The organism is Blastococcus sp. TF02-8, assembly GCF_003319175.1.
Classification (GTDB): domain Bacteria; phylum Actinomycetota; class Actinomycetes; order Mycobacteriales; family Geodermatophilaceae; genus Blastococcus.
In genome coordinates, this window is the sequence record NZ_QOHK01000002.1 from 1 (window position 1) to 23,466 (window position 23,466).

Genomic DNA, 23,466 nt, shown 5'->3' on the forward strand with positions numbered 1-23,466 from the left:
CGACGAGCGCACCACGGCCCTGGACAGCTGGCTGAGCCACTACAACACTGCCCGCAGCCACTCCGCCCTCGGAGGCCACCCACCGGTCAGCCGCCTCGCCGTGTGAACAACGTGTCCGGTCGCGACATCTAGCCGCCCAGCACGGCGACGGTCGGGACGCTGAGCGCGACGACCACGAGGAGAACGGCCAGGAGCGCCAGGGCGGCCCACTGGGCCCGCGGCTGCCGGCGGGTCAGGACGAGCACGCCGGCCGCCAGCACACCGCCGACCAGCCCGCCCAGGTGCCCGAGCAGCGAGATGCCGGGCAGGAAGCTGACGACGACGTTGATCGCGAGGAGGGCCAGCAGCCCGCGCAGGTCCTGCTTGCGGAAGAGCAGCAGGACGCCGAGGCCGCCCATGAGGCCGTAGATCGCGGTCGACGCCCCGGCGACGGCCACGCTGGGATCACCGAACAGCTGGATCGCCACGGCGCCGCCGAGCGCCGAGAGCAGGTAGAGCGCCAGGAAGCGGGCCCGGCCGACGGCGCGCTCGAGCTCGGACCCGAGCATGAGCAGGGCCAGCATGTTCATGACCAGGTGGACCGGTCCGATGTGCAGGAACGCCGCGGTCAGGATGCGCCACCACTCGCCGAACAGCGAGACCCCGTAGGGCCACTGCGACAGCGCGTCGAACACCGGTGAGTCCGCGTTGGACAGCGGGGGGTTGCCCGCCGTCACGGCCGAGACCATGGTGACGACGAACATCGCGACGTTGACCGCGATGAGCGCGACGGTGACGACGCCCCAGCGACCGGTCGCCGTGCGCCACGCGCCGGTCGGACGGGCGGCCCGGACGGAGGCGTTGCCGGCGCGGACGCACTCCGGGCACTGGAAGCCGACCGAGGCCGGGATCATGCACTCCGGGCAGATCGGCCGGCCGCAGCGGGTGCAGCTGATCCCGGTGGGGCGGTCGGCGTGCCGGTAGCAGGCCGAGGGCCCCGTCCCCCCCACCCCTGGCTCGCCCGGGGTGGGGTCCTGGACGGGGCCGCCTCCAGATTCCTGCGTCAGCTGCGCTGCACCTCGACGGACTCGATCACGACGTCCTCGACGGGACGGTCCTGGCGTCCGGTCTGCACGGCAGCGATCCGGTCGACGACGTCCCGGCTCTCCTGGTCGGCGACCTCACCGAAGATCGTGTGCTTGCCGGTCAGCCAGGTGGTCGGGGCGACGGTGATGAAGAACTGCGAGCCGTTCGTGCCCGGACCGGCGTTGGCCATGGCCAGCAGGTACGGCTTGGTGAAGGCCAGGTCGGGGTGGATCTCGTCGCCGAACTGGTAGCCCGGGCCGCCGATGCCCTGACCGAGCGGGTCACCGCCCTGGATCATGAAGCCGGAGATGATGCGGTGGAAGATCGTGCCGTCGTACAGCTTGTCGGTGGTCTTCTCGCGCGTGGCGGGGTGCGTCCACTCACGGGCACCCTCGGCCAGGTCGGCGAAGTTCGCGACCGTCTTCGGCGCGTGGTCGGGGAACAGGTCCACCGTGATGTCGCCGTGGTTGGTGTGCAGGACCGCGCGGCGGGCGGGAGTCGATTCAGTCACGGCTCCACTCTCCCACTGTCGTCGGAGCAGCTGTCCCGCGGCCCGGTGGACGCGCTCCACGTGGAACATCGCCGACGCCCGCCGGCCCGCCGCGGAGGCGGTGTGCGGTGGAGACGAGGGGAATCGAACCCCTAACCCCCGCCTTGCAAAGGCGGTGCTCTGCCAATTGAGCTACGTCCCCGAGGGCCCTTGCGGGCCGGTGGATCAGCGGGTGGGGGTGCTGACCGCCCCCGGGCCGCTCGTGGCCTCGTGCCACAGGTCCGCCTCGCCCTTGCCGCCGGACCGCCGGCGCACCGCGGCGAGTGCACCGGCCGCGATCGCGGCGAGGGCCAGCTTCTTCAGCACGCGGAGAACCTCCTCGAGCGCAACGCCGGCCGTGGGACGGCGACCGGAGGGGCGCGGAGTCGTCTGACTCCGGCACACGGGTGGGCCTGGGAGGACTTGAACCTCCGGCCTCATCCTTATCAGGGATGCGCTCTAACCGCCTGAGCTACAGGCCCGTGAACCTCCGACAGCGTACCTGGCCGGCGGAGCCGCTCCGCAGGGGGGTCCTCGTTCAGTCCCGCTCGGACAGGGTGACCTCGAGGCCGCCGACGAGGTCGGAGCAGAGGTTGTAGATGTAGGTCCCCACCGTGCACAGCGCGGTCAGCAGGACGACGTTGATGGCGCCGATGATCGCCGCACCCCAGAAGAAGACCCCCGGCGTGATCACGTCGTTGCCCTCGCCGGCCTCGGAGCCGAGCTGGCCGACCAGGCCGTTGAGGGTGTCGAAGACGCCCAGCCCGTTGAGCACGAGGTAGAGCAGGCCGACGGCGACCATCCAGATGAAGAACAGCGCGATGGACAGCGCCAGGGAGATCTTCAGGGCCGACCACGTGTCGACGTGCCGCAGCTGCAGCCGGGCCCGCCGCGGGCCGCGGCCGACGCTCTTGGCGGCCGGACGAGAACCGGTCGCCGTGACCGCCGGGCCGGCTCCCGTGGTGGGAGAGGCCCCAGCGGCGGATGGCGCCTCCGACGAGGGACTGCTCGCAGGAACCTGCCCCTCACCGGTCAGCGGCTGGGGCACGACGGGCATGGCACCCGAGCCCGGAGCGACGGCACGCTGCGCGCCGGTGGCCGGAAGGGCCTGCGTGGCCGATGCCGGCGACTGCCCGTCGGCAGGCGCCGCCTCGGCCCGGGAGTCGGTGCGCACCGAACCCTGAGTCCGGTCGCTCATACCAGTCTCCCGTTCCGCAGCGGCCATACCGCTCCCTCAGTGCCGGGTCCCGCGGCGACCGAGGCCGCCGCGGGACACGTCGCGTGCGTGACTAGCTGCTCACACTAGGCCGCGGGCTCGTCGTTGTCCGTCGTACGCGCGATCGCCACGATCGACACGTCCTCAGGCAAGTTCATGAGCTTGACACCCATGGTGGCGCGGTCCTTGTTGTGCCGCACCCCGTTGACCGGCGTCCGGATCACGCCGCCGCCGGAGGTGATCGCGTACAGCTCGTCGCCGAGACGGACGGCCAGCGCTCCGACCAGGTTGCCCTTGCGCGCCTTGGGGTCGGCGGTGAGCACACCCTTGCCGCCGCGCCCCTGGGCCGGGTAGTTCTCGATCCCGGTCCGCTTGGCGAACCCGCGCTCGGTGGCGACCAGGACGTCGACGCCCTCCTCGACCACCATCATCGACAGCAGCGCGTCGTCGTCGGCCAGCGAGATCCCGCGGACACCCTCGGTGGCCCGGCCCATCGGCCGCAGCGCGGCGTCGTCGGCCTTGAACCGGATGGACATGGCCTTCTTCGTGACCAGCAGGAGGTCCTGCTCGGAGCTGATGAGCGCGGCGCCCACCAGCTCGTCGGTGTCGCGGAGGTTGATCGCGATGACGCCGCCCTGGCGCGGGGAGTCGAAGTCGGTGAGCCGGGTCTTCTTCACCTGCCCCCGCGCGGTGGCCAGCACGAGGTACGGCGCGACGCCGTAGTCCTTGATCTGCATGACCTGGGCGATCTTCTCGTCCGGCTGGAAGGCCAGGATGTTGGCCACGTGCTGGCCGCGGGCGGTGCGGTTGGCCTCGGGCAGCTCGTAGGCCTTCGCCCGGTAGACCCGGCCCTTGTTCGTGAAGAAGAGGATCCAGTCGTGGGTGGAGCCCACGAAGAAGTGGTCGACGATGTCGTCCTGCTTCAGCTGGGCCCCCATCACGCCCTTGCCGCCGCGGCGCTGCGACCGGTAGAGGTCGCTCTTCGTCCGCTTGGCGTACCCGGTGCGGGTGATGGTGACGACGACCTCCTCCTCCGCGATGAGGTCCTCGATGGAGACGTCGCCCTCGTTGGCCACGAACTGGGTGCGACGGTCGTCGCCGTACTTCGCGACGATCTCGGCGAGCTCGTCCCGGACGATCTGCCGCTGCCGCTCGGGGGAGTCGAGGATCGCCTGGAGGTCGGCGATGCGGGCCTCGATCTCGGCCAGCTCGTCCATGATCCGCTGCCGCTCGAGGGCGGCGAGGCGGCGCAGCTGCAGGTCCAGGATCGCGACGGCCTGGATCTCGTCGACGTCGAGCAGCTCCATCAGGCCCGACCGGGCCTCCTCGGCCGAGGGGCTGCGGCGGATGAGGGCGATGACCTCGTCGAGGAGGTCCAGCGCCTTGGCGTAGCCGCGCAGGATGTGCGCCCGCTCCTCGGCCTTGCGCAGCCGGTAGCGGGTCCGCCGCTGGATGACCTCGATCTGGTGGTTGACCCAGTTGCGCACCAGCTCGTCCAGGCGCAGCGTCCGCGGGACGCCGTCGACGATGGAGAGCATGTTGCAGCCGAAGGAGGTCTGCAGCTGGGTGTGCTTGTAGAGGTTGTTCAGCACGACCTTGGCGACGGCGTCGCGGCGCAGGGTGATGACCAGCCGGCGGCCGACGCGGTCGGAGGACTCGTCGGCGATCTCGCTGATGCCCTGGAGCCGGCCTTCCTTGACCAGCTCGGCGATGTTCTCGGCGAGGTTGTCCGGGTTGACCTGGTAGGGCAGCTCGGTGACGACCAGCTGCACCCGGCCCCGGGAGTCCTCCTCGACGGTGACGACGGCGCGCATCTTCACCGAGCCGCGGCCGGTGCGGTACGCGTCCTCGATGCCCTCGCGGCCGACGATCAGGCCGTGGGTCGGGAAGTCCGGGCCCTTGATCCGCTCCATGCACGCGGTGAGGGCCTCCTCGGCCTCCGCGTCGGGGTGGTCGAGGATCCAGTAGGCGGCCTCGGCCACCTCGCGGAGGTTGTGCGGCGGCATGTTGGTGGCCATGCCGACCGCGATGCCGGCGGAGCCGTTGATCAGCAGGTTCGGGATGCGCGCCGGCAGGACGACCGGCTCCTGGGTGCGGCCGTCGTAGTTGCCCTGGAAGTCGACGGTCTCCTCGTCGATTCCGGCCAGCATCTCCATGGCCAGCGGGGTCAGGCGGCACTCGGTGTACCGCATGGCGGCCGCCGGGTCGTTGCCCGGCGAACCGAAGTTGCCCTGGCCGTCGATGAGCGGGTACCGCATCGACCACGGCTGGGCGAGGCGGACGAGGGCATCGTAGATCGCCGAGTCGCCGTGGGGGTGGTAGTTACCCATGACCTCGGCGACCGGACGGGCGCACTTCACGTACCCGCGGTCGGGCCGGAAGCCCTGGTCGTACATGGCGAACAGGACGCGGCGGTGCACCGGCTTGAGGCCGTCGCGCACCTCCGGCAGGGCGCGGCCGACGATCACGCTCATCGCGTAGTCGATGTAACTGCGCTGCATCTCCTGCTGGAGGTCGACCGCTTCGACGCGGTCGCGGGCTGGGGTCTCCGTCACGGTTCAGGTCTCCACAGGTCGGTGCACAGGGGTGGACAAAAGGCCAAGTCGACCGCTAAGGGCCGTGGCCCCGTCCGGAGGCTCACCCCGAGCGTGCGAGGGGTGAGAGGGACGGGGTCCTCTCAGACGTCGAGGAAGCGGACGTCCTTGGCGTTGCGGGTGATGAAGCTGCGGCGGGCCTCGACGTCCTCGCCCATGAGGATGCTGAAGATCTCGTCCGCGGCTGCGGCGTCCTCCAGCGTCACCTGGCGCAGGATGCGGGTCTCGGGGTTCATGGTGGTCTCCCAGAGCTCGCTGGCGTTCATCTCGCCGAGACCCTTGAACCGCTGGATCATCTCGTCCTTGATCTTGCGGCCGCTCTCGACGCCGGCCTTCACGACGGCATCGCGCTCGCGGTCGCTGTAGGCGTACTCGTCGCCGACCTTGCCGCCCCACTTGATCTTGTACAGCGGGGGCTTGGCCAGGTACACGTACTGCCCCTCGACCAGCGGCCGCATGAAGCGGAACAGCAGGGTCAGCAGCAGCGTGCTGATGTGCTGGCCGTCGACGTCGGCGTCGGCCATCAGGACGATCTTGTGGTAGCGGAGCTTCGAGATGTCGAACTCGTCGTGGATACCGGTGCCGAAGGCGGTGATCATCGACTGGACCTCGGCGTTCTTGAGGACCCGGTCGATGCGCGCCTTCTCGACGTTGATGATCTTCCCGCGGATCGGCAGGATCGCCTGGTACATCGAGTCGCGGCCGGACTTGGCCGAGCCGCCGGCCGAGTCGCCCTCGACGATGTAGACCTCGGAGTTGCGCGGGTCGGTCGAGCGGCAGTCCGCCAGCTTGCCGGGCAGGCCGCTCACCGAGAGCAGGCTCTTGCGGGCCAGCTTGCGTGCGTCCTGGGCGGCGCGGCGGGCCCGGGCGGCCGAGGCGGCCTTGGTGATGATGGTCTTGGCCTCGGTCGGGTTCGCCTCGAACCAGTGGCCGATCTGCTCGTTGCAGATCTTCTGGACGAAGCCCTTGACCTCGGTGTTGCCGAGCTTGGTCTTCGTCTGGCCCTCGAACTGCGGGTCGCCGAGCTTCACCGAGATGATCGCGGCGAGACCCTCGCGGATGTCGTCGCCGGTGAGCTTCTCGTCCTTCTCCTTGAGCAGCTTCTTCTCGACGGCGTACCGGTTCACGATCGAGGTGAGCGCCGCGCGGAAGCCCTCCTCGTGCGTGCCGCCCTCGTGGGTGTTGATGACGTTGGCGAACGTGTGCACCGACTCGGAGTAGGCGTCGGACCACTGCATCGCGATGTCCACGGACATGGCCATGTCGTTCTTGCCGGTGCCCTCGGCGGAGAAGCCGATGACCGACTTGTGGATCGCCGTGCGCCGCCGGTTGATGTGGGAGACGTAGTCGACCAGACCGCCGTCGTACCGGTAGACGACCTCGGTGGGCTCGAAGGCCTCCTCCTCGGCCTCCACCGGGGCGGCCGCCTCGGCCAGAGACTCCTCGCCCATGCCGGTCTCGGCCTTGGCGTGGCCCGGGCGCTCGTCGCGCAGGATCATCGTCAGCCCGGCGTTCAGGAACGCCATCTCCTGGAGCCGGCGGTTGATCGTGTCGAACGAGTAGGTGGTGGTCTCGAAGATGCCGCCGTCGGCCCAGAAGGTGATCTGGCTGCCGCGCTTGTCGGTCGGGCCGACCTCCTCGAGCGGGCCCGGCTTGGCCTCCGTGTACTCCTGGTGCCACTCCTTGCCGCGCGTCCAGATGCGGACGTCGAGCTTGGTGGAGAGGGCGTTGACGACGGTGACGCCGACGCCGTGCAGACCGCCGGAGACGCCGTAGCTCTTGCCGTCGAACTTCCCGCCCGCGTGCAGGACGGTCATGATCACCTCGACGGTGGGCCGCTTCTCCACGGGGTGCAGGTCCACCGGGATGCCGCGCCCGTTGTCCTCGACCCGGACGCCGCCGTCGGCGAGCAGGGTGACCTTGACGGTGTCGCAGTACCCGGCCAGCGCCTCGTCGACGGCGTTGTCCACGACCTCCCACACCATGTGGTGCAGGCCGCGCTCACCGGTCGAGCCGATGTACATACCCGGGCGCTTCCGGACCGCCTCGAGCCCCTCGAGGACGGTGATGGAGCTGCCCGAGTAGTCGGACTCGGTCTGGGGTGCTGCGACCACGTGGGGCCTTCCTCTCGAGCATCCGGCGACCTCTCGCCCCCGACACGGGACAGGGGGCGGAACGGCGCACAAGGGCGCTCAGCCGGATGCTGACGGTTTCCGTCGTCCACGATACCGCGACGGCTGACAGGAATGCCGCCGTCCACGCCCTGACGTCGTGTCTGCGGTCCTCCCGGAAGCTCCGCCACCAACGATGTTGGGTGCCCGGTCGACACGCCGTCCTCGGTCCCGTGAGCGGTTCGCGGCGTCGGGCGCCGGCACGGAACCGACCGCAGACTCCACCCATGACCTCCGCGGCCCCCTCCTCGCTCACCTGCCTGGTCACCGGGGCCACGGGCTACGTCGGCGGGCGCCTGGTCCCGGAACTGCTGGCCGCCGGCCACCGGGTGCGGGTCATGAGCCGTTCCCCCGGAACGGCTGCGCGACCACCCCTGGGCGGACGACGTCGAGGTGGTGCGGGCCGACGCCGGTGATCCCGAGGACGTGACCGCCGCGTGCGCCGGGACCGACGTCGTCTACTACCTGATCCACGCCCTGGGGACCGGCCCGTCGTTCGAGGAGACCGATCGGCGGACCGCCCGCGTCATGGCCGACGCCGTGCGCGCCTCCGGCGTCCGGCGGTTGGTCTACCTCGGCGGTCTCGAGCCGCAGGACGAGGAGCTCTCACCGCACCTGCGGTCCCGGGCCGAGGTCGCCGCGATCCTGCTGGGGTCGGGCGTGCCCACCGTGGTGCTGCGGGCCGCCGTCGTCCTCGGCTCCGGCTCGGCGTCGTTCGAGATGCTCCGCTACCTGACCGAGCGACTGCCGGTCATGGTCACCCCGCGCTGGGTGCACAGCCGGATCCAGCCGATCGCCATCCGCGACGTGCTGCGCTACCTCGTGGCCTGCGCCCGGCTCCCGGCGGACGTGCACCGGTGCTTCGACATCGGCGGCCCCGACCGGATGAGCTACGCCGAGATGATGCAGCGCTACGCGCGGGTCGCCGAGCTTCCCCGCCGCCGGATCCTGCCGGTGCCGTGGTTCAGCCCGTCGCTCTCCAGCCACTGGGTCGGACTGGTCACGCCGGTGCCGGCGGGCATCGCGCGGCCCCTGGTGGAGTCGCTGCGCAACACCGTCGTCTGCACCGAGCACGACATCGCCGCCTACGTGCCCGACCCTCCCGAGGGGCTCCTCGGGTTCGACGAGGCCGTGCGGCTGGCCGTGCAGCGGGTCAAGGACTCCGCCGTCACCACCCGCTGGGCGACGGCCTCGGTGCCCGGCGCCCCCTCCGACCCCTTGCCCACGGACCCGGACTGGGCCGACGGGAGCCTGTACGTCGACGAGCGGGTGCGCGCGACCTCGGCACCGGCCGACCGGCTGTGGCGGATCGTGGAGGGCATCGGCGGCGATCGCGGTTGGTACTCCTGGCCGCTGGCGTGGAAGGTGCGCGGCTGGCTGGACCGCGCCGTCGGCGGCGTCGGTCTCCGTCGCGGACGCCGTGATCCGGACCGGCTCTACGTGGGCGATGCGCTGGACTTCTGGCGGGTGGAGGAGCGGGAGAGCGGGCGCCTGCTGCGGCTGCGCGCGGAGATGCGCCTGCCCGGCCTCGCCTGGCTGGAGTTCCACGTGGAACACGGGGACGGCGGCGGGGCGGTGGTCCTGCGCCAGCGGGCCACGTTCGCCCCACGCGGGCTGGCCGGGCACGCGTACTGGTGGGCGGTGGCGGTGTTCCACGGGTTCGTGTTCGGCGGCATGCTGCGCGGCATCACCCGCGCGGCCGAGGAGGCCGACACCTGACCCGCTGCCCCCCGGCGAGCGTCGTCCTCCCTCACCGTTCCGGGTCCCCCCTCACCGTCGACCGCGAGGGAGGACCCATGACGATCAGGTCACCTGATCATCAGGGCGCCCGAGGGTGCTGACGATCGCCGTCAGCAGGCGGGCGTGGTGCTCCAGCAGCTGAGGTCGGTGCCCGTCGGGCCGGATCGCCGCGACGTGCCCGGCCCCGGACCAGAACTCGTCCCCGTCGTCGGTGCCCAGCAGCAGCGCGTGCACCGCGGGATCCTGCGCGAGCCGGTGCAGCCGCGGGTCGTCCTCACCGGCCAGCAGCAGCCAGCGGGCGTCGAACGCCGGGTCGCCGGTGCCCAGCGGCACCAGCCCGCCGGTGCGGTGCCGCCAGAAGCGGGAGGGCAGCAGCCGGAAGACCGGGAGCCGGTCGAGCACGGGCGCCGCGGTGATCGCGTACTCCGGGACGACGTAGCGCCCGGAGGCGTAGACGACGTCGAAGGCGACCAGCTCCAGACCGCCGGCACGACCACGCAGCACGCTGCCGGCACGGTGGTCCTTCGTGGCGCGCACCGGGGAGCTCGCGATCAGGTCGGCGAGGGGCGCGTCCTGCGGAGCGGTTCCGTCGGAGACGGTCCACCCCTGCTGCAGCGCCCAGCCCTGCGCACCCACGAGGTCGCCCTGGTAGGCGAAGACCTGGTCGGCGGACCCGCGTGAGCGGCTGCCGCGCCGGCGGTCCTGCCCCCAGGACGGAGGCGGCGTCGACCCCGGCGGGACCCCGGGCACCGGCGGGCCCTGAGGCGGTGGGGCGTCGAACGACGGCGGAGGCTCGACCGGCGCCGGGGCGGGCTGCTGCGCCCCGGCGGACGGCGGGGTCGGGCGCTGCGGCTCGGCCGCCGGCAGGTCCCAGCCCGGCGGCTGCCAGGACGCGCTGCTGAGCGAGTCCGACTCGTCCCGCGGCGTGCGGCGCCGGTCGGCGAAGTTGGGGCGGTCCACGTCGTCGTCGGAGCCGGAGCCCGGACCGAGGTGCGGTGGCTCCCGCCAGCCGCTGCCGTCGGCACGGTCGTCGAAGCCGTCCCGGTCGTCAGGGTCGCGCGGGCTGCTCATCGGTCCATCGTCCTCTCGGGCCGTGCGGGTGGGCGAGCCGGCTGGGCGGGGCTCAACCGTAGGTGTCGCGCGGCCCCCGGCCGCGCACGGAGCGCGGGCCCTTCTTCCAGCTGGGCGCCGTCGGTCCGACAACGCGCAGCTTCGTCACGACGTCCCCGCCCACCTGGGCGCGCAGCTTCCCGAGGATCGACGGCGCGAGCAACCGCAGCTGGGTGGCCCACGCCGTGGACTCGGCGACGACGAGCAGCTCGCCCTCGCTCAGGGTCTCGGGGCGGCAGTGCGAGGCGATGTCCGGGCCGACGATCGCGTCCCACCGGCCGAACACCGAGCCGACCCGGGTCCGCTCCGACCAGTCCTGCTGGCTGATGAGCGAGTCGACCAGGCGCCCGAAGGGCTGTGGGTCGTCGGCGCCGGGCCCGGGGCCGCTCCAGCTGCGCCGCGGACCGGCCACCCGCCGCCGGGTGGGCTTTGGCCGGGCGGCGGACGCCGCGCGCGCCGCCTCGAGCGCGGCACGGGCGATGTCGCTGGGCCGGGCGGGCCGGTCCTCGCTCACGCCGTGCCCCCTTCCCCGACCGGGATCGCGTCCTTGACGACGACGGCGAACCCGTCGCCCACCTCCACCCGTGCCCCGCGCAGCTCGGGCGGGACGTCGTCCACCACCGCGGCGGTGATCAGCGTCTGCTCCGCCGACCGGGCCACCGCCGACAGCGCCGCCCGACGCTCGGCGTCGAGGGTGGCGAAGACGTCGTCCAGGACCAGGATGGGGTCCTCGCCCTCGGCCCTCAAGAGCGCGAAGGTCGCGAGCTTCAACGCCAGTGCCAGCGACCAGGACTCGCCGTGGCTGGCGAACCCCTTGGCCGGCGCGGGGCCCAGGTGGATCACCAGGTCGTCCCGGTGCGGGCCCACCAGCGTCATACCCCGGTCGAGCTCGTCCCCCCGCCGTTCGGAGATGCGGGTGCGCATCGCCTCGGACAGCTCCGCCACGGTGGGCAGCCGATCCTCCGGCACCAGCGCGGTCCCGTCACCTGCCAGCGGCACGGTCGAGGTGTAGCCCAGACCGGCGGCCGCCGCGCCGGCCCCGGCCACGCCCGCGTAGGCCTCCGCCACGTGCGGGGCCAGGTCGGCGACGAGCCCCAACCGCGCCGCCAGGAGCTGACCACCCAGCTCCGTCAGGTGCCCGTCCCACACGTCGAGGGTCTCCATCGCTTTGCCCCGCGCCATCCGGGCGGTCTTGAGCAGGGCGTTGCGCTGCTTGAGCACCCGCTCGTAGTCGCTGCGGACGCCGGCCAGCCGCGGGGTCCGGGTGGCGAGCAGCTCGTCGAGGAAGCGGCGCCGCTCGGTGGGGTCGCCCCGGACCAGGGACAGGTCCTCGGGGGCGAACAGCACGGTGCGGACCAGCCCGAGCAGCTCGCGCGGGCGGGGGAGCGGGGCGCGGTTGACCCGCACCCGGTTGGCCTTGCCCGGGTTGATCTCGATCTCCACCAGGAGTTCGCGGTCGCCACGGCGCAGGGCGGCGCGCACGACGGCCTGCGCGGCACCGTGCCGTACCAGCGGTGCATCGCCGGAGACCCGGTGGCTGCTCATGGTGGCGAGGTAGCCCACCGCTTCGACCAGGTTCGTCTTGCCCTCACCGTTGCGGCCGACGAAGACGGTCGGCCCCGGCTGCAGCGCGAGGTCCACCCGTTGCCAGCTGCGGAAGTCACCGACCTGCAGATGGCGGACGTACATGACCTCAGCTTCCCAGCAGCGCTGTCAGCGAACGGCCCCCGTGCAGGGACCCGCCGCGAGCCTGCGAGCGGTGGGGGGCACGGGGGTCCTCTGTCAGGCCGGGCGCTCGGCCTCGGCGGCCTGGACGGCGCGCACCGCGTGCCCGCCGAACTGGTTCCGCAGCGCGGCCACGGCCTTCATCGTGGGGGAGTCCTCCTGGCGCGAGACGAAGCGCGCGAACAGCGACGCCGCGATCGTCGGCATGGGGACGGCGTTCTCGATCGCCTGCTCGACGGTCCAGCGGCCCTCGCCCGAGTCCTCGGCGTAGCCCTTGACCTTCTCCAGCGCCGGGTCCTCGTCCAGGGCGCGGACCAGCAGGTCCAGCAGCCAGGAGCGGATGACCGTCCCCTGGGTCCAGGAGCGGACGACGCCGGGCACGTCCTCGATCAGGTCGACGGCGGCCAGCAGCTCGTAGCCCTCGCCGTAGGCCTGCATCATCGCGTACTCGATGCCGTTGTGGACCATCTTGCTGAAGTGGCCGGCCCCGACCGGGCCGGCGTGCACGAAGCCCGCCGCCGGCAGCTCCTGGCCGGACTCGTCCACCGGCGCCGGGGGCTTGAGGGCGTCGAAGATCGGCTGCACCTTCGCGACGTCGTCCGTCGACCCGCCGACCATGAGGGCGTAGCCGTTCTCCAGGCCCCAGACACCGCCGGAGACGCCGGCGTCGACGTAGCCGATGCCCTTCTCGCGGGCCATGACGTCGTGCACCTGGTCGTCGGTGTACTTGGAGTTGCCGCCGTCGACGATGACGTCGCCGGGCTCGAGCAGCTCGACCAGCTCCTTGACGGTCCCGCGGGTCGGCTCCCCCGCCGGGACCATCACCCAGACCACCCGCGGAGCGGAGAGCGCCTGGACCAGCTCCGGCAGCGTCTCGACGTCGCGCTTGCCGGGGGCCCGGTCGTAACCGACCACCTCGTGACCGGCGCGGCGCACGCGCTCGGCCATGTTGCCGCCCATCTTGCCCAGCCCGATCAGCCCCAGCTGCACGTCTGCTCCCTCGGTGACACTGCTTCGTGGTCTTGGTTGCACGGCCCCGTCGCAGGGTCCCACGCCGAGCGGAGCGAGGCATGGGGGGCGACGGGGCCCTTGCTCACCCCGGCAGCCGCACCGGCATGATCAGGTAGCGGTAGCTGCCGGGCCGCTGGGCGGGAGCCGCCGGGGCGTCGTCCGCGGGCGGCTCCTCGACCCCGGAGAGGACGGCCGGCTTCAGCGGGCTGGTGAAGTCCATCCGCGCCCGCTCGGTGTGCACGGCGGCCAGTCCGTCGAGCAGGAACGTCGGGTTGAAGCCGATGGTCAGCGGGTCACCGTCGAAGTCGACGTCGCAGCGCTCCTCGGCCTGCCCCTCGTCGTCGGTGCCGCCGGCCCGCAGGGTGACCTGACCAGGCGTGAACTCGCAGCGCAGCGGCGTGCCCCGCTCGGCGACCAGGGCGACGCGCTTGGCGGCGTCGGTGAACAGCCCGACCGGCAGCGTGGCGTGCGACAGCGACTCGCTCGGCATGATCGCCCGGTACTTCACGAACTCGGCGTCCAGCAGGCGGGTCGTCGTCTGCCGGTCCTTGCCCGACAGGCCGAGGATGCCCTCGCCGGAGCTGCCCGAGGAGAGCGACAGCGTGATCTCCGGCCCGCTGGTCAGCGTCTTGGCCGCATCGGCCAGCGTGCGCGCGGGCACGAGGACGGCGGCGGAGAGGCCCGAGGTCTCTGGTCGCCAGGCGAACTCGCGGACGGCCAGCCGGTAGCGGTCGGTGGCCGCCAGGGTGATCAGGTCGTCCTCGATCTCCAGCCGCACACCGGTGAGCATGGGAAGGGTGTCGTCCCGTCCGGCGGCCACCGCGACCTGGCTGACCGCCTCGGCGAACACGTCGCTGTCGACGAGGCCGGCCGCCGAGGGCATCGACGGCAGGGACGGGTAGTCCTCCACCGGCAGGGTCGGCAGGCTGAAGCGGGCGTTGCCACAGGTGATCGCCAGCCGCGGACCCTCGGCGGTGATGTCGACGGGGTGCGGCGGCAGCGCACGGGTGATCTCGGCGAGCAGCCGGCCGGGGACGAGGACGCGACCGATCTCGCTGGTCTGCACGTCGATCTCCGCGCGGGCCGACACCTCGTAGTCGAAGCCCGACACCGACAGGTGGCTCCCGTCGACCTCGAGCAGGATGCCGGCCAGGACCGGCACCGACGGCCGCGGCGGCAGGCTGCGCGCCGTCCAGGCGACGGCGTCGGCGAGCACCTCACGTGCCACCCGGAACTTCATCTCTGACCCACCCATGTTCGGTCCGTGCCCACGGTCGCCAGGTCGTGGCATCCGGTGCGGCACGGAGCTCGTGCTCCGTCGTGCATCCGGCGGGAAGCCGCGATGCGGTGCTCATCGTGCCTGGTGCGGTGCCCTGTCGGGCAACCCCGTCCCTCGGTAGACCGACTCTCCGGCCCCAGGTGCCTCCTGCTGCCCGTCCAGCTGCCTCTCCTGGGGCCGGTCGAGCCCTGCCCAGCGCAGCGTCCCCACCCAGAGTGTGGTTCGAGAATTCTCCGGGATAACTCCTTCATCCTCGTCATCACTGGTGTGGAAGCTGGGGATCGGACCCGTTCTCCCAGGTCAGCGGCCGATCGGGCCTGTTGGTGCGGTGTGGGTGGTCGGCGTCTCCCTGTTGTCGACACGTGGACAGATCGACGGTTGTTCACCGTCGTGCGCCGTCGTCCACGAACCGTCCCCCGTCCACCCCCGGCCCGTCCCCAGTCCGTACCCAACCCCCGCGGCCCGGCCGACGGCGGTCCGTCGCCCTCGCACGGGCTCTGGATGCATCCGTGCAGGTCAGCGGGGGGATCGAGGCAGTTGGAGGGGTGTCCCGGCCATCCGTGGAAGACGGGGCCGGGAGGACGCCGGCAGGTCCCGGGGAGAGATCTCCCCAACCTGTGCACATTCCTGGGGACAACTTCTCGATGTGTCGACCACGACCGATCGCCGTAGCCCCGCCAACGGCCCGGAATCCTGGGCTTCCTCCGTCCCCAGGGATCCACACAGGTGTGGACAACGACTTGTCGACCGCTTCGAGCAGGTGACCGGACCCGGTGGAAACGATGACCGTCCGGTGCCCGGCCACGGGTACGAAGCGGACGTCGAGCGAGCCGGGGTACGGACCTGCGGACGTCGGGAACGGGACCACCAGGGGTGCTACCGAGTGGTGGCCGCGGGCCCCGCGCAGGTACGACGAAGCGGCTCCGGCTCAGGCGGGGAACGGCACCTGGCCGCGGTGCGGTCCGGAGGACCGCGATGTCACTGCCGGGCGCGGCTCTTGATGCGGGCGGTCAGCTCCGTCACCTGCGTGTACGTGGCCCGCCGCTCGCTCATCAGGTTGGTGATCTTCTTGACCGCGTGCATGACCGTGGTGTGGTCCTTGCCGCCGAAGGAGGCACCGATCCGCGGCAGGGACAGCTCGGTCAGCTCGCGGCACAGGTACATCGCGATCTGCCGCGCGTTCACGAGCGTGCGGCTGCGGTTGGTCCCCTGCAGCTCCTCCATCGTCACGGAGAAGTACTCGGCGGTGGCGGCCATGATGATCGCGGCGGTGATCTGCGGGCCCTGCTCGTCGCTGATCAGGTCCTTCAGCACCAGCTCGGCCAGCGGGAGGTCGACCTGCTGCTTGTTGAGCGAGGCGAACGCCGTCACCCGGATCAGCGCGCCCTCGAGCTCGCGGATGTTGGTCTGCACCTTGCTGGCGATGAACTCCAGCACCTGGTCGGGGACCTGGAGCCGCTCGCCCCAGGCCTTCTTGCGCAGGATCGCGATGCGGGTCTCGAGGTCGGGCGCCTGGACGTCGGTGATCAGGCCCCACTCGAAGCGGGTCCGCAGCCGGTCCTCCAGCGTCGTCAGCTTCTTCGGGGGACGGTCGGAGGTGATCACGATCTGCTTGCTGGCGTTGTGCAGCGTGTTGAACGTGTGGAAGAACTCCTCCTGCGTCCGCTCGGCGCGCTCCAGGAACTGGATGTCGTCGATGAGCAGGAAGTCGATGTCCCGGTAGCGCCGGCGGAAGTCCTCGGCGCGGCCGGAGTGCACCAGGTTGATGAACTCGTTGGTGAACTCCTCGGTGCTGACGTAGCGCACCTTGACGTTCGGGAACATGCGCGCGGCGTAGTGGCCGATCGCGTGCAGCAGGTGGGTCTTGCCCAGCCCGGACTCGCCGTAGATGAACAGCGGGTTGTAGGCGCGCGCCGGTGCCTCGGCGACGGCGACGGCCGCGGCATGGGCGAAGCGGTTGCTGTTGCCGATGACGAAACTGTCGAAGACGTACTTGGGGTTGAGGCCCGGGTCCAGACCGGCGGGCCGGCCACCCTCGGGGCGGCGCGTGCGGCCTCCCCCTCCCCCGGAGCCACCGCGGCGCGGCTCCCCCGGCCCGGCGTCGACGTCGAAGGGCAGCACGTCGGCGGTCCGCTCTTCGTCCGGGGAGTCCGTGGCGTCGGGCCCCCACGGCGTCGTGCTCCAGTCCTCGGGCGCACCCCGGTCGACCGGTGGCCGCTGCGGGCCGTCGGCCGGGTGCAGCTCCCTGACCTCGGGGAACTCCGACGGCGCCGGCCGCTCCGCGGAGCCGTCCCGGTCCCAGGGCGCCGGTCCGACGGCATCGGTACGGACACCGAAGGCGCTGCGGCCGTCGTCGGCGCGGTCGCGCGTCGCGCGGTCCTCCTCGGCGCGCTGCGCCTCGGCGGCGGACCACGGACGGCGGACGGGCTCCTCCTCGCGCGGCTGCTCCGGCTGGGCAGGGGCGTCCTCGAGCTGGACGGCGACGCGGATGTCCCGCCCGAACCGCTCGGACAGCGCCTCGGCGAGCACCCGCCGCATGCGCGACTCGAGCACGGTCTGCGTGAACTCGTTCGGCGCGGCCAGCACCGCCGTGTCCTCCACCAGCATCAGCGGCCGCGTGAGGTTGAGCATGGCGTTCTGCTGCGGGCTCAGGCTGGTGGCCAGCCGCTCCCGGATCTGGTCCCAGACCGTGGCCAGGTCCAGCGTGGCGTCGGCCATGCCGTCTCGTCCTCCCATGCAGTCGACCCCGCGGCCGCTCCCGGTGCGCCGGCAGCTGGTGCCGGACCCTCGTGCTCGCGCCGGGCGTCCCTGCAGAGGATGCCCGCTGTGGACACGTGAACACACGTGTTCCACACCGGTGTCCACAGGCTGTGCACGGTCGGCGGCGCAGTGCGCCGGCCCCGCACGGGACGTCGGCCTGATCAGCATCCGTGGTGGTCAGCGGCCTGTTCGGGCGGGTCGGAGGGGTGTTCGACGGTCGGTCGACCGACGGGGTCGGCCCGCGCGCCGTGACCCTGACGTCCGACGCGGAGCGACGGCGACGCTAACAGCTTCGTCCACAGCCCGGCAACGACGGTCGGTGCCGCGGGGACGGCGTTCCGGACTCCGCCCATCGGGCTCCGCGCGGCGTGCCGTCGTCCCGGGGAGGGCCCGGCAGGGCGACCATGGGCGGTCGGCCGCGACCGGCCACCACCCGCCGCCGGTCCTCGGTTATGCTTGCCGGAGTCTGTGGACGGGTCTGCCCGTTCCCGGTCGCTGCAGCCTGCCTGTGCGGTCGGGTGCGGTGCTCGTCCCAGTGCCAGCTTCCGGGCGATCAGGAGCGGCCGCCGTGCCGGTCCGACGCCCCGCGCCTCCGTCCACCGACGGGAGCGCACCGCCGATGTCGTGTAGTGGGAGTACCTCGTGAGCAAGCGCACGTTCCAGCCGAACAACCGCCGCCGGTCCAAGACCCACGGCTTCCGGCTGCGGATGCGTACCCGCGCGGGCCGGGCCATCCTGACCGGCCGTCGGCGCAAGGGCCGCGAGAAGCTCTCCGCCTGACGTGCTGCCCGCGCAGGCACGCCTGCGCCGGCGCCCGGAGTTCACCGCCGTCGTCCGTACCGGCCGGCGGGCCGGGCGGCCGACCATGGTGCTGCACTACCTCCCCGAACGGCCCGCGCAGCCGGCCGGCGACCTGGCGTCCCCGGCGGTTGCTCGGGCCGGTTTCGTGGTGGGGAAGAGCGTGGGCAACTCCGTCGTCCGCCACCGCGTGACCCGACGCCTGCGCGCGGTCGTCCGCGCCGAGCTGGACCGGCTCCCGCGGGGGGCGGATCTCGTCGTCCGGGCCCGACCCGAGGCAGCGGAGGCGACGTCCGCGGTCCTGCAGCGCGATCTGACCAAGGGCTTGGACCGCCTGCTGGGGGACGGCGCCCGATGACCGCGACCGCAGCTCGCCGCGTCTCCCCGGTGGCCCGGGCACTGCTCGCGGCCGTTGGCTTCTACTCCCGGGCGATCAGCCCGGCGTTCCCGCCGCGGTGCCGGTTCCACCCCACCTGCAGTGCCTACGCCGCCGAGGCGGTGGCCGTGCACGGTGCCGGTCGCGGCTCCTGGCTGGCGCTGCGGCGGCTGCTGAAGTGCGCTCCCTGGCACCCCGGCGGCGTCGACCTGGTGCCGCCCGCCGTCCCGGCCGGAACCGCGCAGGCCGCCCGCTCGTCCAGTTCCACGGTGTCCGTGCCCCGGACGCCGTCCGATGCCCCGGGTTCCGGCCCGGTCACCCCGCCGGCTGCCGGCCAGGCGTTCGAGGAGACCTCCGTTGCTTGACTGGCTCTACACCGCCATCTCCTTCGTCATGGCGCTGTGGCACTCGCTGTGGAACTCGCTCTTCGGTGACCCGCCCACCGAGAGCGGGCTGTCGGGCCTGGCCTGGGCGCTGGCCATCGTCTTCCTGGTGGTGACGATCCGGCTGATCCTGTTCCCGCTGTTCGTCAAGCAGGTCAAGTCGCAGCGGGCGATGCAGGAGATCCAGCCGGAGCTGATGAAGCTCCGCAAGCAGTACGGCAGCGACCGCCAGGGCCTGGCTCTGGCCATGCAGAAGCTGCAGAAGGAGCGCGGGGTCAACCCGCTGGCCGGCTGCCTGCCGATCCTCCCGCAGATCCCCGTGTTCCTCTCGCTCTTCCACGTGCTGCGCCGCCTGGCACCGGGCAAGCCCGGTCTCTACAGCTGGGACGCGCAGCTCACCGACGAGGCGGCCAGGGCCAAGGTCTTCGGTGCCCCGATCTCGGCATCGTTCAACATGACCGGCGCCAAGGAGCAGGCGATCCTCGGGTTCGCCAGCTACGGCACGATCCGCACGGTCGCCTTCGTGCTGATCATCGTCATGTGCGTGACGACGTTCTTCACGCAGAAGCAGATCATGAAGCGCTCGGGGCCGGTCGAGGGTCAGGCCGCGATGGTGCAGAAGCTGATGCTCTACGGCGTCCCGGCCAGCCTCTTCGTCTCCGGGTTCATCTTCCCCATCGGTGTGCTCATCTACTGGATGACGAACAACCTCTGGACCCTGGGCCAGCAGTTCTTCATCCTGCGCAAGATGCCCCCGCCCGGCTCGGACGCCGCCAAGGCCAAGGCCGCTGCGGACAAGCCGGCCGTCGACCCGCGTGCCCTCGCCCCGAAGCCCGGCGCCAAGCCGGTGCGCACCAAGGGCGGCCGCGCCACCGTCGCGCCGGCCAGCACCACCTCCGCGGACACCGCGCTGGACGCCGACAGCGACGCCGGCCACGGTGTCGACGGCGTGGCGCCCCCCGGCGGGGCCTCCGGCTCCACCCGGAGCGGAGGCGGATCCCGCCCCGGCTCGGGGCAGGGCCCGGCCAACCGGGGCAAGCGCAAGCGGCGCTGAGCGCTCCGCCCCCCGCCGGCCCGTCCGGCACACAGACCACCGGGTTCGCCCGGATGCCCGCACCGACCTGGGAGGAACACCCGTGAGTGCTCCGCAGCAGCCTGCCACCGACAGTCAGCCCGCCCTGCCCGACGCCGACCCCGCCAGCGACGACGCCGTCGTGGAGGCGGTCGAGCTGGAGGCCGGCGGGACCGACGGGGCGCGTGGGACGCAGGGGGCGTCCGACGACCTCCTCGTGCGCGAGGGGGACGTCGCCGGGGACTACCTCGAGCGGCTCCTCGACATCCTCGACGTCGACGGCGACATCGACCTGGACGTCGAGGGCGACCGTGCGTCGGTCGCGATCGTCGGCGGCCGGCTGAACGACCTGATCGGTCCGGACGGCGCCACGCTGGAGGCCCTGCAGGAGCTCACCCGGCTCGCCGTCGCCCAGTCCACCGGGGTGCGCAGCCGGCTGATGCTCGACGTGGGCGGCTACCGCGCCAAGCGTCGCTCCGACCTCACCTCACTGGCCGGCGAGACCGCCCGCCGGGTGGCGTCCAGCGGTCAGCCGGAACGCATGAGCCCGATGAACCCCTTCGAGCGCAAGGTCGTCCACGACGTCATCGCCTCCGTTGCCGGGGTCCACAGCGAGTCCGAGGGCGAGGAGCCCAACCGCCGCGTCGTGGTCCTGCCCGACAGGTGAGCGACGGCCCTTCTGCGGGGCAGGGCGGCCCCGTGAGCGCCCCAGTGGCCCCTCCCGCGGCCGAGGCGGTGTTCGGAGAGGCCTTGCCGCTCGCCTGCCGGTACGTCGAGCGACTGGCGACCGACGGGGTCACGCGCGGGCTGATCGGCCCGCGTGAGGTGCCCCGGCTCTGGGAGCGGCACGTCCTGAACAGCGCCGCGGTGGCGGAGGCCGTTCCCTCCGGTGCCCGTGTGGTCGACGTGGGCAGCGGGGCGGGGCTCCCCGGCATCCCCCTCGGTCTGGCGCGGCCGGACCTCGGACTCACCCTGGTGGAGCCGATGGCGCGCCGGGTGGAGTTCCTGGAGGAGGCGGTGAGCGAGCTCGGCGCGGCCGCGTCGTCCTGGCGCGTCGTCCGCGGGCGGGCAGAGGACCGCTCGGTCGTCTCCACGGTCGGCCCGGTCGACGTCGTCACCGCTCGTGCGGTCGCTCCGCTGCCCCGGTTGGTGGCCTGGTGCCGCGGGCTGCTGCGCCCCGGGAGCCAGCTGGTCGCGCTCGTGGGCGCGCGTGCCCTGGAGGAGCTCCCCTCCTTGTTGCCCGAGCTGCACGCCGCGGGGATGCGGGACGTCGAGCCACGGGCCGTCGGTGCATCCTTCGGGGAGGCTGCCACTACCGTGGTGGTCATGACGCGCGGAGCTCGGTGACCCGGCTCCCCGCAGGGGCCCACTGCGAGCTCGCAGGTCGTGGGGGGCGGGGTGTCCTTAGTCTGTTCCACGTGGAACAGGAACAGATGCCCACCCCGTTCCACGTGAAACGCCGTCGGCAGAGGAAGGATTCGCGATGACCGACCCGGGCGAACGGCTGCGCAGCAGTCTCGCCGGCGACCAGTCGTCCGGCGCGTCCTACGGGCTGGCCGACTTCGACAGCCCCATCGCGATGGAGGCCCTCCGGGCGACCCGCGTCCTGCACGCGGCCGACCAGGAGCCCTTCCCGGCGCCGGGCCGGATCCGCGTCATCACCATCGCCAACCAGAAGGGCGGGGTCGGCAAGACCACGTCCACGGTGAACCTCGGTGTCGCGCTGGCCCTGTACGGCCTGCGGACGCTGGTCATCGATCTGGACCCCCAGGGCAACGCCAGCACGGCACTCGGTGTCGAGCACACCGTCGGCACGCCGTCGATCTACGACGCCCTGGTCGGCGACAGCACGCTGTCGGAGGTCGTGCACCCCACCACGGCCAGTCCGAACCTCTTCTGCGTCCCCGCCACCATCGACCTCGCGGGCGCGGAGATCGAGCTCGTCTCCGTCGTCGCCCGCGAGCACCGGCTCCGCCGGGCGATCGAGGCCTACGTGGCCGCGCTCCCCCAGGACCGCCGACCGCACTACGTGCTCATCGACTGCCCGCCGTCCCTCGGCCTGCTCACGCTGAACGCGCTGGTGGCCGGTGACGAGGTGCTCATCCCCATCCAGTGCGAGTACTACGCGCTCGAGGGTCTGGGGCAGCTGCTCAACAACATCGACCTGGTCCGCCAGCACCTCAACCCGGGGATCGCGGTGCGGACCATCCTCCTCACCATGTACGACGGGCGGACCAAGCTCGCCGACCAGGTGGCCGACGAGGTGCGCAACCACTTCGGGGACCTCGTCCTCGAGGCGGTCATCCCCCGCAACGTCCGGGTGTCCGAGGCGCCGGGTTACGGCCAGTCGGTCCTCACCTACGACCCGGGTTCCCGCGGCTCGACGAGCTACGTCGAGGCCGCGCGGGAGCTCGCCCGCCGCGGCGTCGACCTGCAGCCGCTCGACGCCGCGACCGGCGGCGCCGGCGCGACGCCGGTCGGCGCCCTGTCCTTCGGCGAGACGGCCGAGCCGTTCCGCACCCAGACCTCCCAGTGAGCACCATCCCCGACGAGGAGCAGTCATGACGAAGCGAGGCGGCCTCGGACGCGGGCTGGCGGCGCTGATCCCCACCGGGCCCGCGCCCACGCCCGCGCCGGTCGCTCCCCCGGCACCGGTGGCCGACGCGACGCCGGAGCCCCGACGGGACGACGAGACGCCCGGTGCCGCGGCGACCTCGGCCGCGGACTCCCCCGCTCCGGCGTCGCCGGTCAGCCTGGTCCCGGCTCCCGCGGCTGAGCCGGAGAGCGCGGCCGTGGGTGTCCCCGGCGCGCAGCTGCGCGAGGTGGCCGTCGACGACGTCGTCCCGAACCCGAAGCAGCCACGGCAGGTCTTCGACGACGAGGCGCTGGAGGAGCTCACCCACAGCGTCCGCGAGTTCGGGTTGCTCCAGCCCATCGTGGTGCGCGAAGCCGGCGACGGCCGCTACGAGCTCATCATGGGCGAGCGGCGGCTGCGGGCCTCGAAGGCGGCGGGGCTGGAGACCGTACCGGCCATCGTCCGCGACACCACCGACGACGCCATGCTGCGCGACGCCCTGCTGGAGAACATCCACCGGGTCCAGCTCAACCCGCTGGAGGAGGCGGCGGCGTACCAGCAGCTGCTGGAGGAGTTCGGCGCAACCCACGAGGAGCTGGCAAGCCGGATCGGTCGCAGCCGCTCGCAGGTCACCAACACGATCCGGTTGATGAAGCTGCCGGTAAAGGTGCAGACCCGCGTGGCCGCCGGCGTGATCTCGGCCGGGCACGCCCGCGCCCTCCTGGGACTGCAGGACCCGGTGGCGCAGGACGCCCTGGCCACCCGCATCGTCGCCGAGGGCATGTCGGTGCGCGCCACCGAGGAGGCCGTGGCGATGGCCGCGGCCGACGAGCCGGCGACCAAGCGGCGCACCCGGCGCATCTCGGCGCCGGGCGTCGAGGAGCTCGGCTCGCGGCTGTCCGACATGTTCGAGACCAAGGTCAAGATCCAGATCGGCCGGTCGAAGGGCAAGATCGTCGTGGAGTTCGGATCGGTCGACGATCTGCAGCGGATCATCGGCGTGATGGCGCCGGACATCACCGGGCGACGCAGCGAATAGCCCGGCAGCCTTTCGTCGTGTGA

At 72.3% G+C, this 23,466-nt stretch carries 23 protein-coding genes and 2 tRNA genes; 11 read left to right on the forward strand and 14 right to left on the reverse strand.

Features of this window, described 5'->3' with window-relative positions:
- The coding region (locus DQ237_RS04095) for an integrase core domain-containing protein (protein ID WP_147251739.1) at positions 1-106 on the forward strand (106 nt) is incomplete at its 5' end.
- A 22-nt stretch (positions 107-128) separates the two neighbouring features.
- On the opposite strand, the gene DQ237_RS04100 is transcribed toward DQ237_RS04095, so the two are convergent.
- The 8 genes from DQ237_RS04100 to gyrB form a co-directional block, all read right to left on the reverse strand.
- On the reverse strand, positions 129-989 hold the full coding sequence (locus tag DQ237_RS04100) for a rhomboid family intramembrane serine protease (protein ID WP_240619393.1): 861 nt from the start codon (positions 987-989) through the stop codon (positions 129-131).
- A gap of 53 nt (positions 990-1,042) precedes the next feature.
- Positions 1,043-1,576: a peptidylprolyl isomerase gene (locus tag DQ237_RS04105; protein ID WP_113797518.1), complete on the reverse strand. Its 534-nt coding sequence runs from the start codon at positions 1,574-1,576 to the stop codon at positions 1,043-1,045.
- A gap of 108 nt (positions 1,577-1,684) precedes the next feature.
- Positions 1,685-1,757: transfer RNA gene (locus DQ237_RS04110), tRNA-Ala, on the reverse strand.
- Between the two features lie 23 nt (positions 1,758-1,780).
- Positions 1,781-1,921, reverse strand: coding sequence for a DLW-39 family protein (locus DQ237_RS19590; protein WP_166509490.1), 141 nt, complete (start codon positions 1,919-1,921; stop codon positions 1,781-1,783).
- 81 nt (positions 1,922-2,002) lie between these two features.
- Positions 2,003-2,076, reverse strand: a tRNA-Ile gene (locus DQ237_RS04115).
- Positions 2,077-2,132: 56 nt separating this feature from the next.
- A complete protein-coding gene (locus DQ237_RS04120; protein ID WP_113797520.1) occupies positions 2,133-2,792 on the reverse strand; it encodes a DUF3566 domain-containing protein in 660 nt (219 codons plus the stop codon).
- A 104-nt stretch (positions 2,793-2,896) separates the two neighbouring features.
- Positions 2,897-5,365 (reverse strand): DNA gyrase subunit A, encoded by a 2,469-nt coding sequence (gyrA, locus tag DQ237_RS04125; RefSeq protein ID WP_113797522.1) that lies wholly within the window; start codon positions 5,363-5,365, stop codon positions 2,897-2,899.
- Between the two features lie 122 nt (positions 5,366-5,487).
- Positions 5,488-7,518, reverse strand: coding sequence for a DNA topoisomerase (ATP-hydrolyzing) subunit B (gene gyrB, locus DQ237_RS04130; protein ID WP_113797524.1), 2,031 nt, complete (start codon positions 7,516-7,518; stop codon positions 5,488-5,490).
- Positions 7,519-7,802: 284 nt separating this feature from the next.
- Here gyrB and DQ237_RS20090 point away from each other — a divergent pair, with 284 nt between their 5' ends.
- Together DQ237_RS20090 and DQ237_RS04135 are read left to right on the forward strand one after the other, a co-directional pair.
- Positions 7,803-7,991 carry an NAD-dependent epimerase/dehydratase family protein gene (locus DQ237_RS20090; protein WP_240619394.1) on the forward strand — a complete coding sequence of 63 codons (189 nt, stop codon included), beginning with the start codon at positions 7,803-7,805 and terminating at the stop codon, positions 7,989-7,991.
- Entirely contained in the window at positions 7,969-9,294 is a 1,326-nt protein-coding gene (locus DQ237_RS04135) for an SDR family oxidoreductase (RefSeq protein ID WP_240619395.1), read from the forward strand. The genes DQ237_RS20090 and DQ237_RS04135 overlap by 23 nt, the downstream gene beginning before the upstream one ends.
- Positions 9,295-9,378: 84 nt before the next feature.
- Here DQ237_RS04135 and DQ237_RS04140 read toward each other — a convergent pair whose 3' ends face one another.
- From DQ237_RS04140 to dnaA, 6 genes are all read right to left on the reverse strand, one after another.
- Positions 9,379-10,386: a hypothetical protein gene (locus tag DQ237_RS04140; protein ID WP_113797526.1), complete on the reverse strand. Its 1,008-nt coding sequence runs from the start codon at positions 10,384-10,386 to the stop codon at positions 9,379-9,381.
- Positions 10,387-10,438: 52 nt separating this feature from the next.
- Positions 10,439-10,939: a DUF721 domain-containing protein gene (locus tag DQ237_RS04145; RefSeq protein WP_113797528.1), complete on the reverse strand. Its 501-nt coding sequence runs from the start codon at positions 10,937-10,939 to the stop codon at positions 10,439-10,441.
- Positions 10,936-12,114 carry a DNA replication/repair protein RecF gene (recF, locus tag DQ237_RS04150; RefSeq protein WP_113797530.1) on the reverse strand — a complete coding sequence of 393 codons (1,179 nt, stop codon included), beginning with the start codon at positions 12,112-12,114 and terminating at the stop codon, positions 10,936-10,938. Before recF ends, DQ237_RS04145 begins: the two co-directional genes overlap by 4 nt.
- 93 nt (positions 12,115-12,207) lie before the next feature.
- Positions 12,208-13,140, reverse strand: coding sequence for a phosphogluconate dehydrogenase (NAD(+)-dependent, decarboxylating) (gene gnd / locus DQ237_RS04155; RefSeq protein WP_240619396.1), 933 nt, complete (start codon positions 13,138-13,140; stop codon positions 12,208-12,210).
- 103 nt (positions 13,141-13,243) lie between these two features.
- Entirely contained in the window at positions 13,244-14,416 is a 1,173-nt protein-coding gene (dnaN, locus tag DQ237_RS04160; protein ID WP_240619397.1) for a DNA polymerase III subunit beta, read from the reverse strand.
- Between the two features lie 1,002 nt (positions 14,417-15,418).
- Positions 15,419-17,176 (reverse strand): chromosomal replication initiator protein DnaA, encoded by a 1,758-nt coding sequence (gene dnaA / locus DQ237_RS04165; protein ID WP_304557653.1) that lies wholly within the window; start codon positions 17,174-17,176, stop codon positions 15,419-15,421.
- 666 nt (positions 17,177-17,842) lie between these two features.
- On the opposite strand from dnaA, the gene rpmH reads away from it, so the two are divergent.
- From rpmH to DQ237_RS04205, 8 genes are all read left to right on the forward strand, one after another.
- Entirely contained in the window at positions 17,843-17,980 is a 138-nt protein-coding gene (gene rpmH / locus DQ237_RS04170) for a 50S ribosomal protein L34 (RefSeq protein ID WP_091368159.1), read from the forward strand.
- A 1-nt stretch (position 17,981) separates the two neighbouring features.
- Positions 17,982-18,356: a ribonuclease P protein component gene (gene rnpA / locus DQ237_RS04175; protein WP_113797533.1), complete on the forward strand. Its 375-nt coding sequence runs from the start codon at positions 17,982-17,984 to the stop codon at positions 18,354-18,356.
- Positions 18,353-18,739, forward strand: a complete 387-nt coding sequence (gene yidD / locus DQ237_RS04180; RefSeq protein ID WP_113797535.1) for a membrane protein insertion efficiency factor YidD — start codon at positions 18,353-18,355, stop codon at positions 18,737-18,739. The genes rnpA and yidD overlap by 4 nt, the downstream gene beginning before the upstream one ends.
- Positions 18,732-19,811 carry a membrane protein insertase YidC gene (gene yidC / locus DQ237_RS04185; protein WP_205730070.1) on the forward strand — a complete coding sequence of 360 codons (1,080 nt, stop codon included), beginning with the start codon at positions 18,732-18,734 and terminating at the stop codon, positions 19,809-19,811. Before yidD ends, yidC begins: the two co-directional genes overlap by 8 nt.
- A gap of 82 nt (positions 19,812-19,893) precedes the next feature.
- Positions 19,894-20,496, forward strand: a complete 603-nt coding sequence (locus tag DQ237_RS04190) for a protein jag (RefSeq protein ID WP_113797539.1) — start codon at positions 19,894-19,896, stop codon at positions 20,494-20,496.
- A gap of 32 nt (positions 20,497-20,528) precedes the next feature.
- Positions 20,529-21,176, forward strand: coding sequence for a 16S rRNA (guanine(527)-N(7))-methyltransferase RsmG (rsmG, locus tag DQ237_RS04195; RefSeq protein ID WP_205730071.1), 648 nt, complete (start codon positions 20,529-20,531; stop codon positions 21,174-21,176).
- A gap of 136 nt (positions 21,177-21,312) precedes the next feature.
- Positions 21,313-22,365, forward strand: a complete 1,053-nt coding sequence (locus DQ237_RS04200) for a ParA family protein (protein WP_113797544.1) — start codon at positions 21,313-21,315, stop codon at positions 22,363-22,365.
- A 25-nt stretch (positions 22,366-22,390) separates the two neighbouring features.
- The gene (locus tag DQ237_RS04205; protein WP_113797546.1) at positions 22,391-23,443 is read left to right on the forward strand and encodes a ParB/RepB/Spo0J family partition protein; all 1,053 of its coding nucleotides are present in this window, start codon (positions 22,391-22,393) and stop codon (positions 23,441-23,443) included.
- Positions 23,444-23,466 lie beyond the last annotated feature (23 nt).

Bases quoted from the DNA above. Each gene is read 5' to 3' on its own strand.
- DQ237_RS04120 (WP_113797520.1), bottom strand. From the start codon at position 2,792: ATGAGCGACCGGACTCAGGGTTCGGTGCGCACCGACTCCCGGGCCGAG.
- DQ237_RS20090 (WP_240619394.1), top strand. From the start codon at position 7,803: ATGACCTCCGCGGCCCCCTCCTCGCTCACCTGCCTGGTCACCGGGGCC.
- DQ237_RS04140 (WP_113797526.1), bottom strand. From the start codon at position 10,386: ATGAGCAGCCCGCGCGACCCTGACGACCGGGACGGCTTCGACGACCGT.
- recF (WP_113797530.1), bottom strand. From the start codon at position 12,114: ATGTACGTCCGCCATCTGCAGGTCGGTGACTTCCGCAGCTGGCAACGG.
- dnaN (WP_240619397.1), bottom strand. From the start codon at position 14,416: ATGGGTGGGTCAGAGATGAAGTTCCGGGTGGCACGTGAGGTGCTCGCC.
- dnaA (WP_304557653.1), bottom strand. From the start codon at position 17,176: ATGGGAGGACGAGACGGCATGGCCGACGCCACGCTGGACCTGGCCACG.
- yidD (WP_113797535.1), top strand. From the start codon at position 18,353: ATGACCGCGACCGCAGCTCGCCGCGTCTCCCCGGTGGCCCGGGCACTG.
- DQ237_RS04200 (WP_113797544.1), top strand. From the start codon at position 21,313: ATGACCGACCCGGGCGAACGGCTGCGCAGCAGTCTCGCCGGCGACCAG.
- DQ237_RS04205 (WP_113797546.1), top strand. From the start codon at position 22,391: ATGACGAAGCGAGGCGGCCTCGGACGCGGGCTGGCGGCGCTGATCCCC.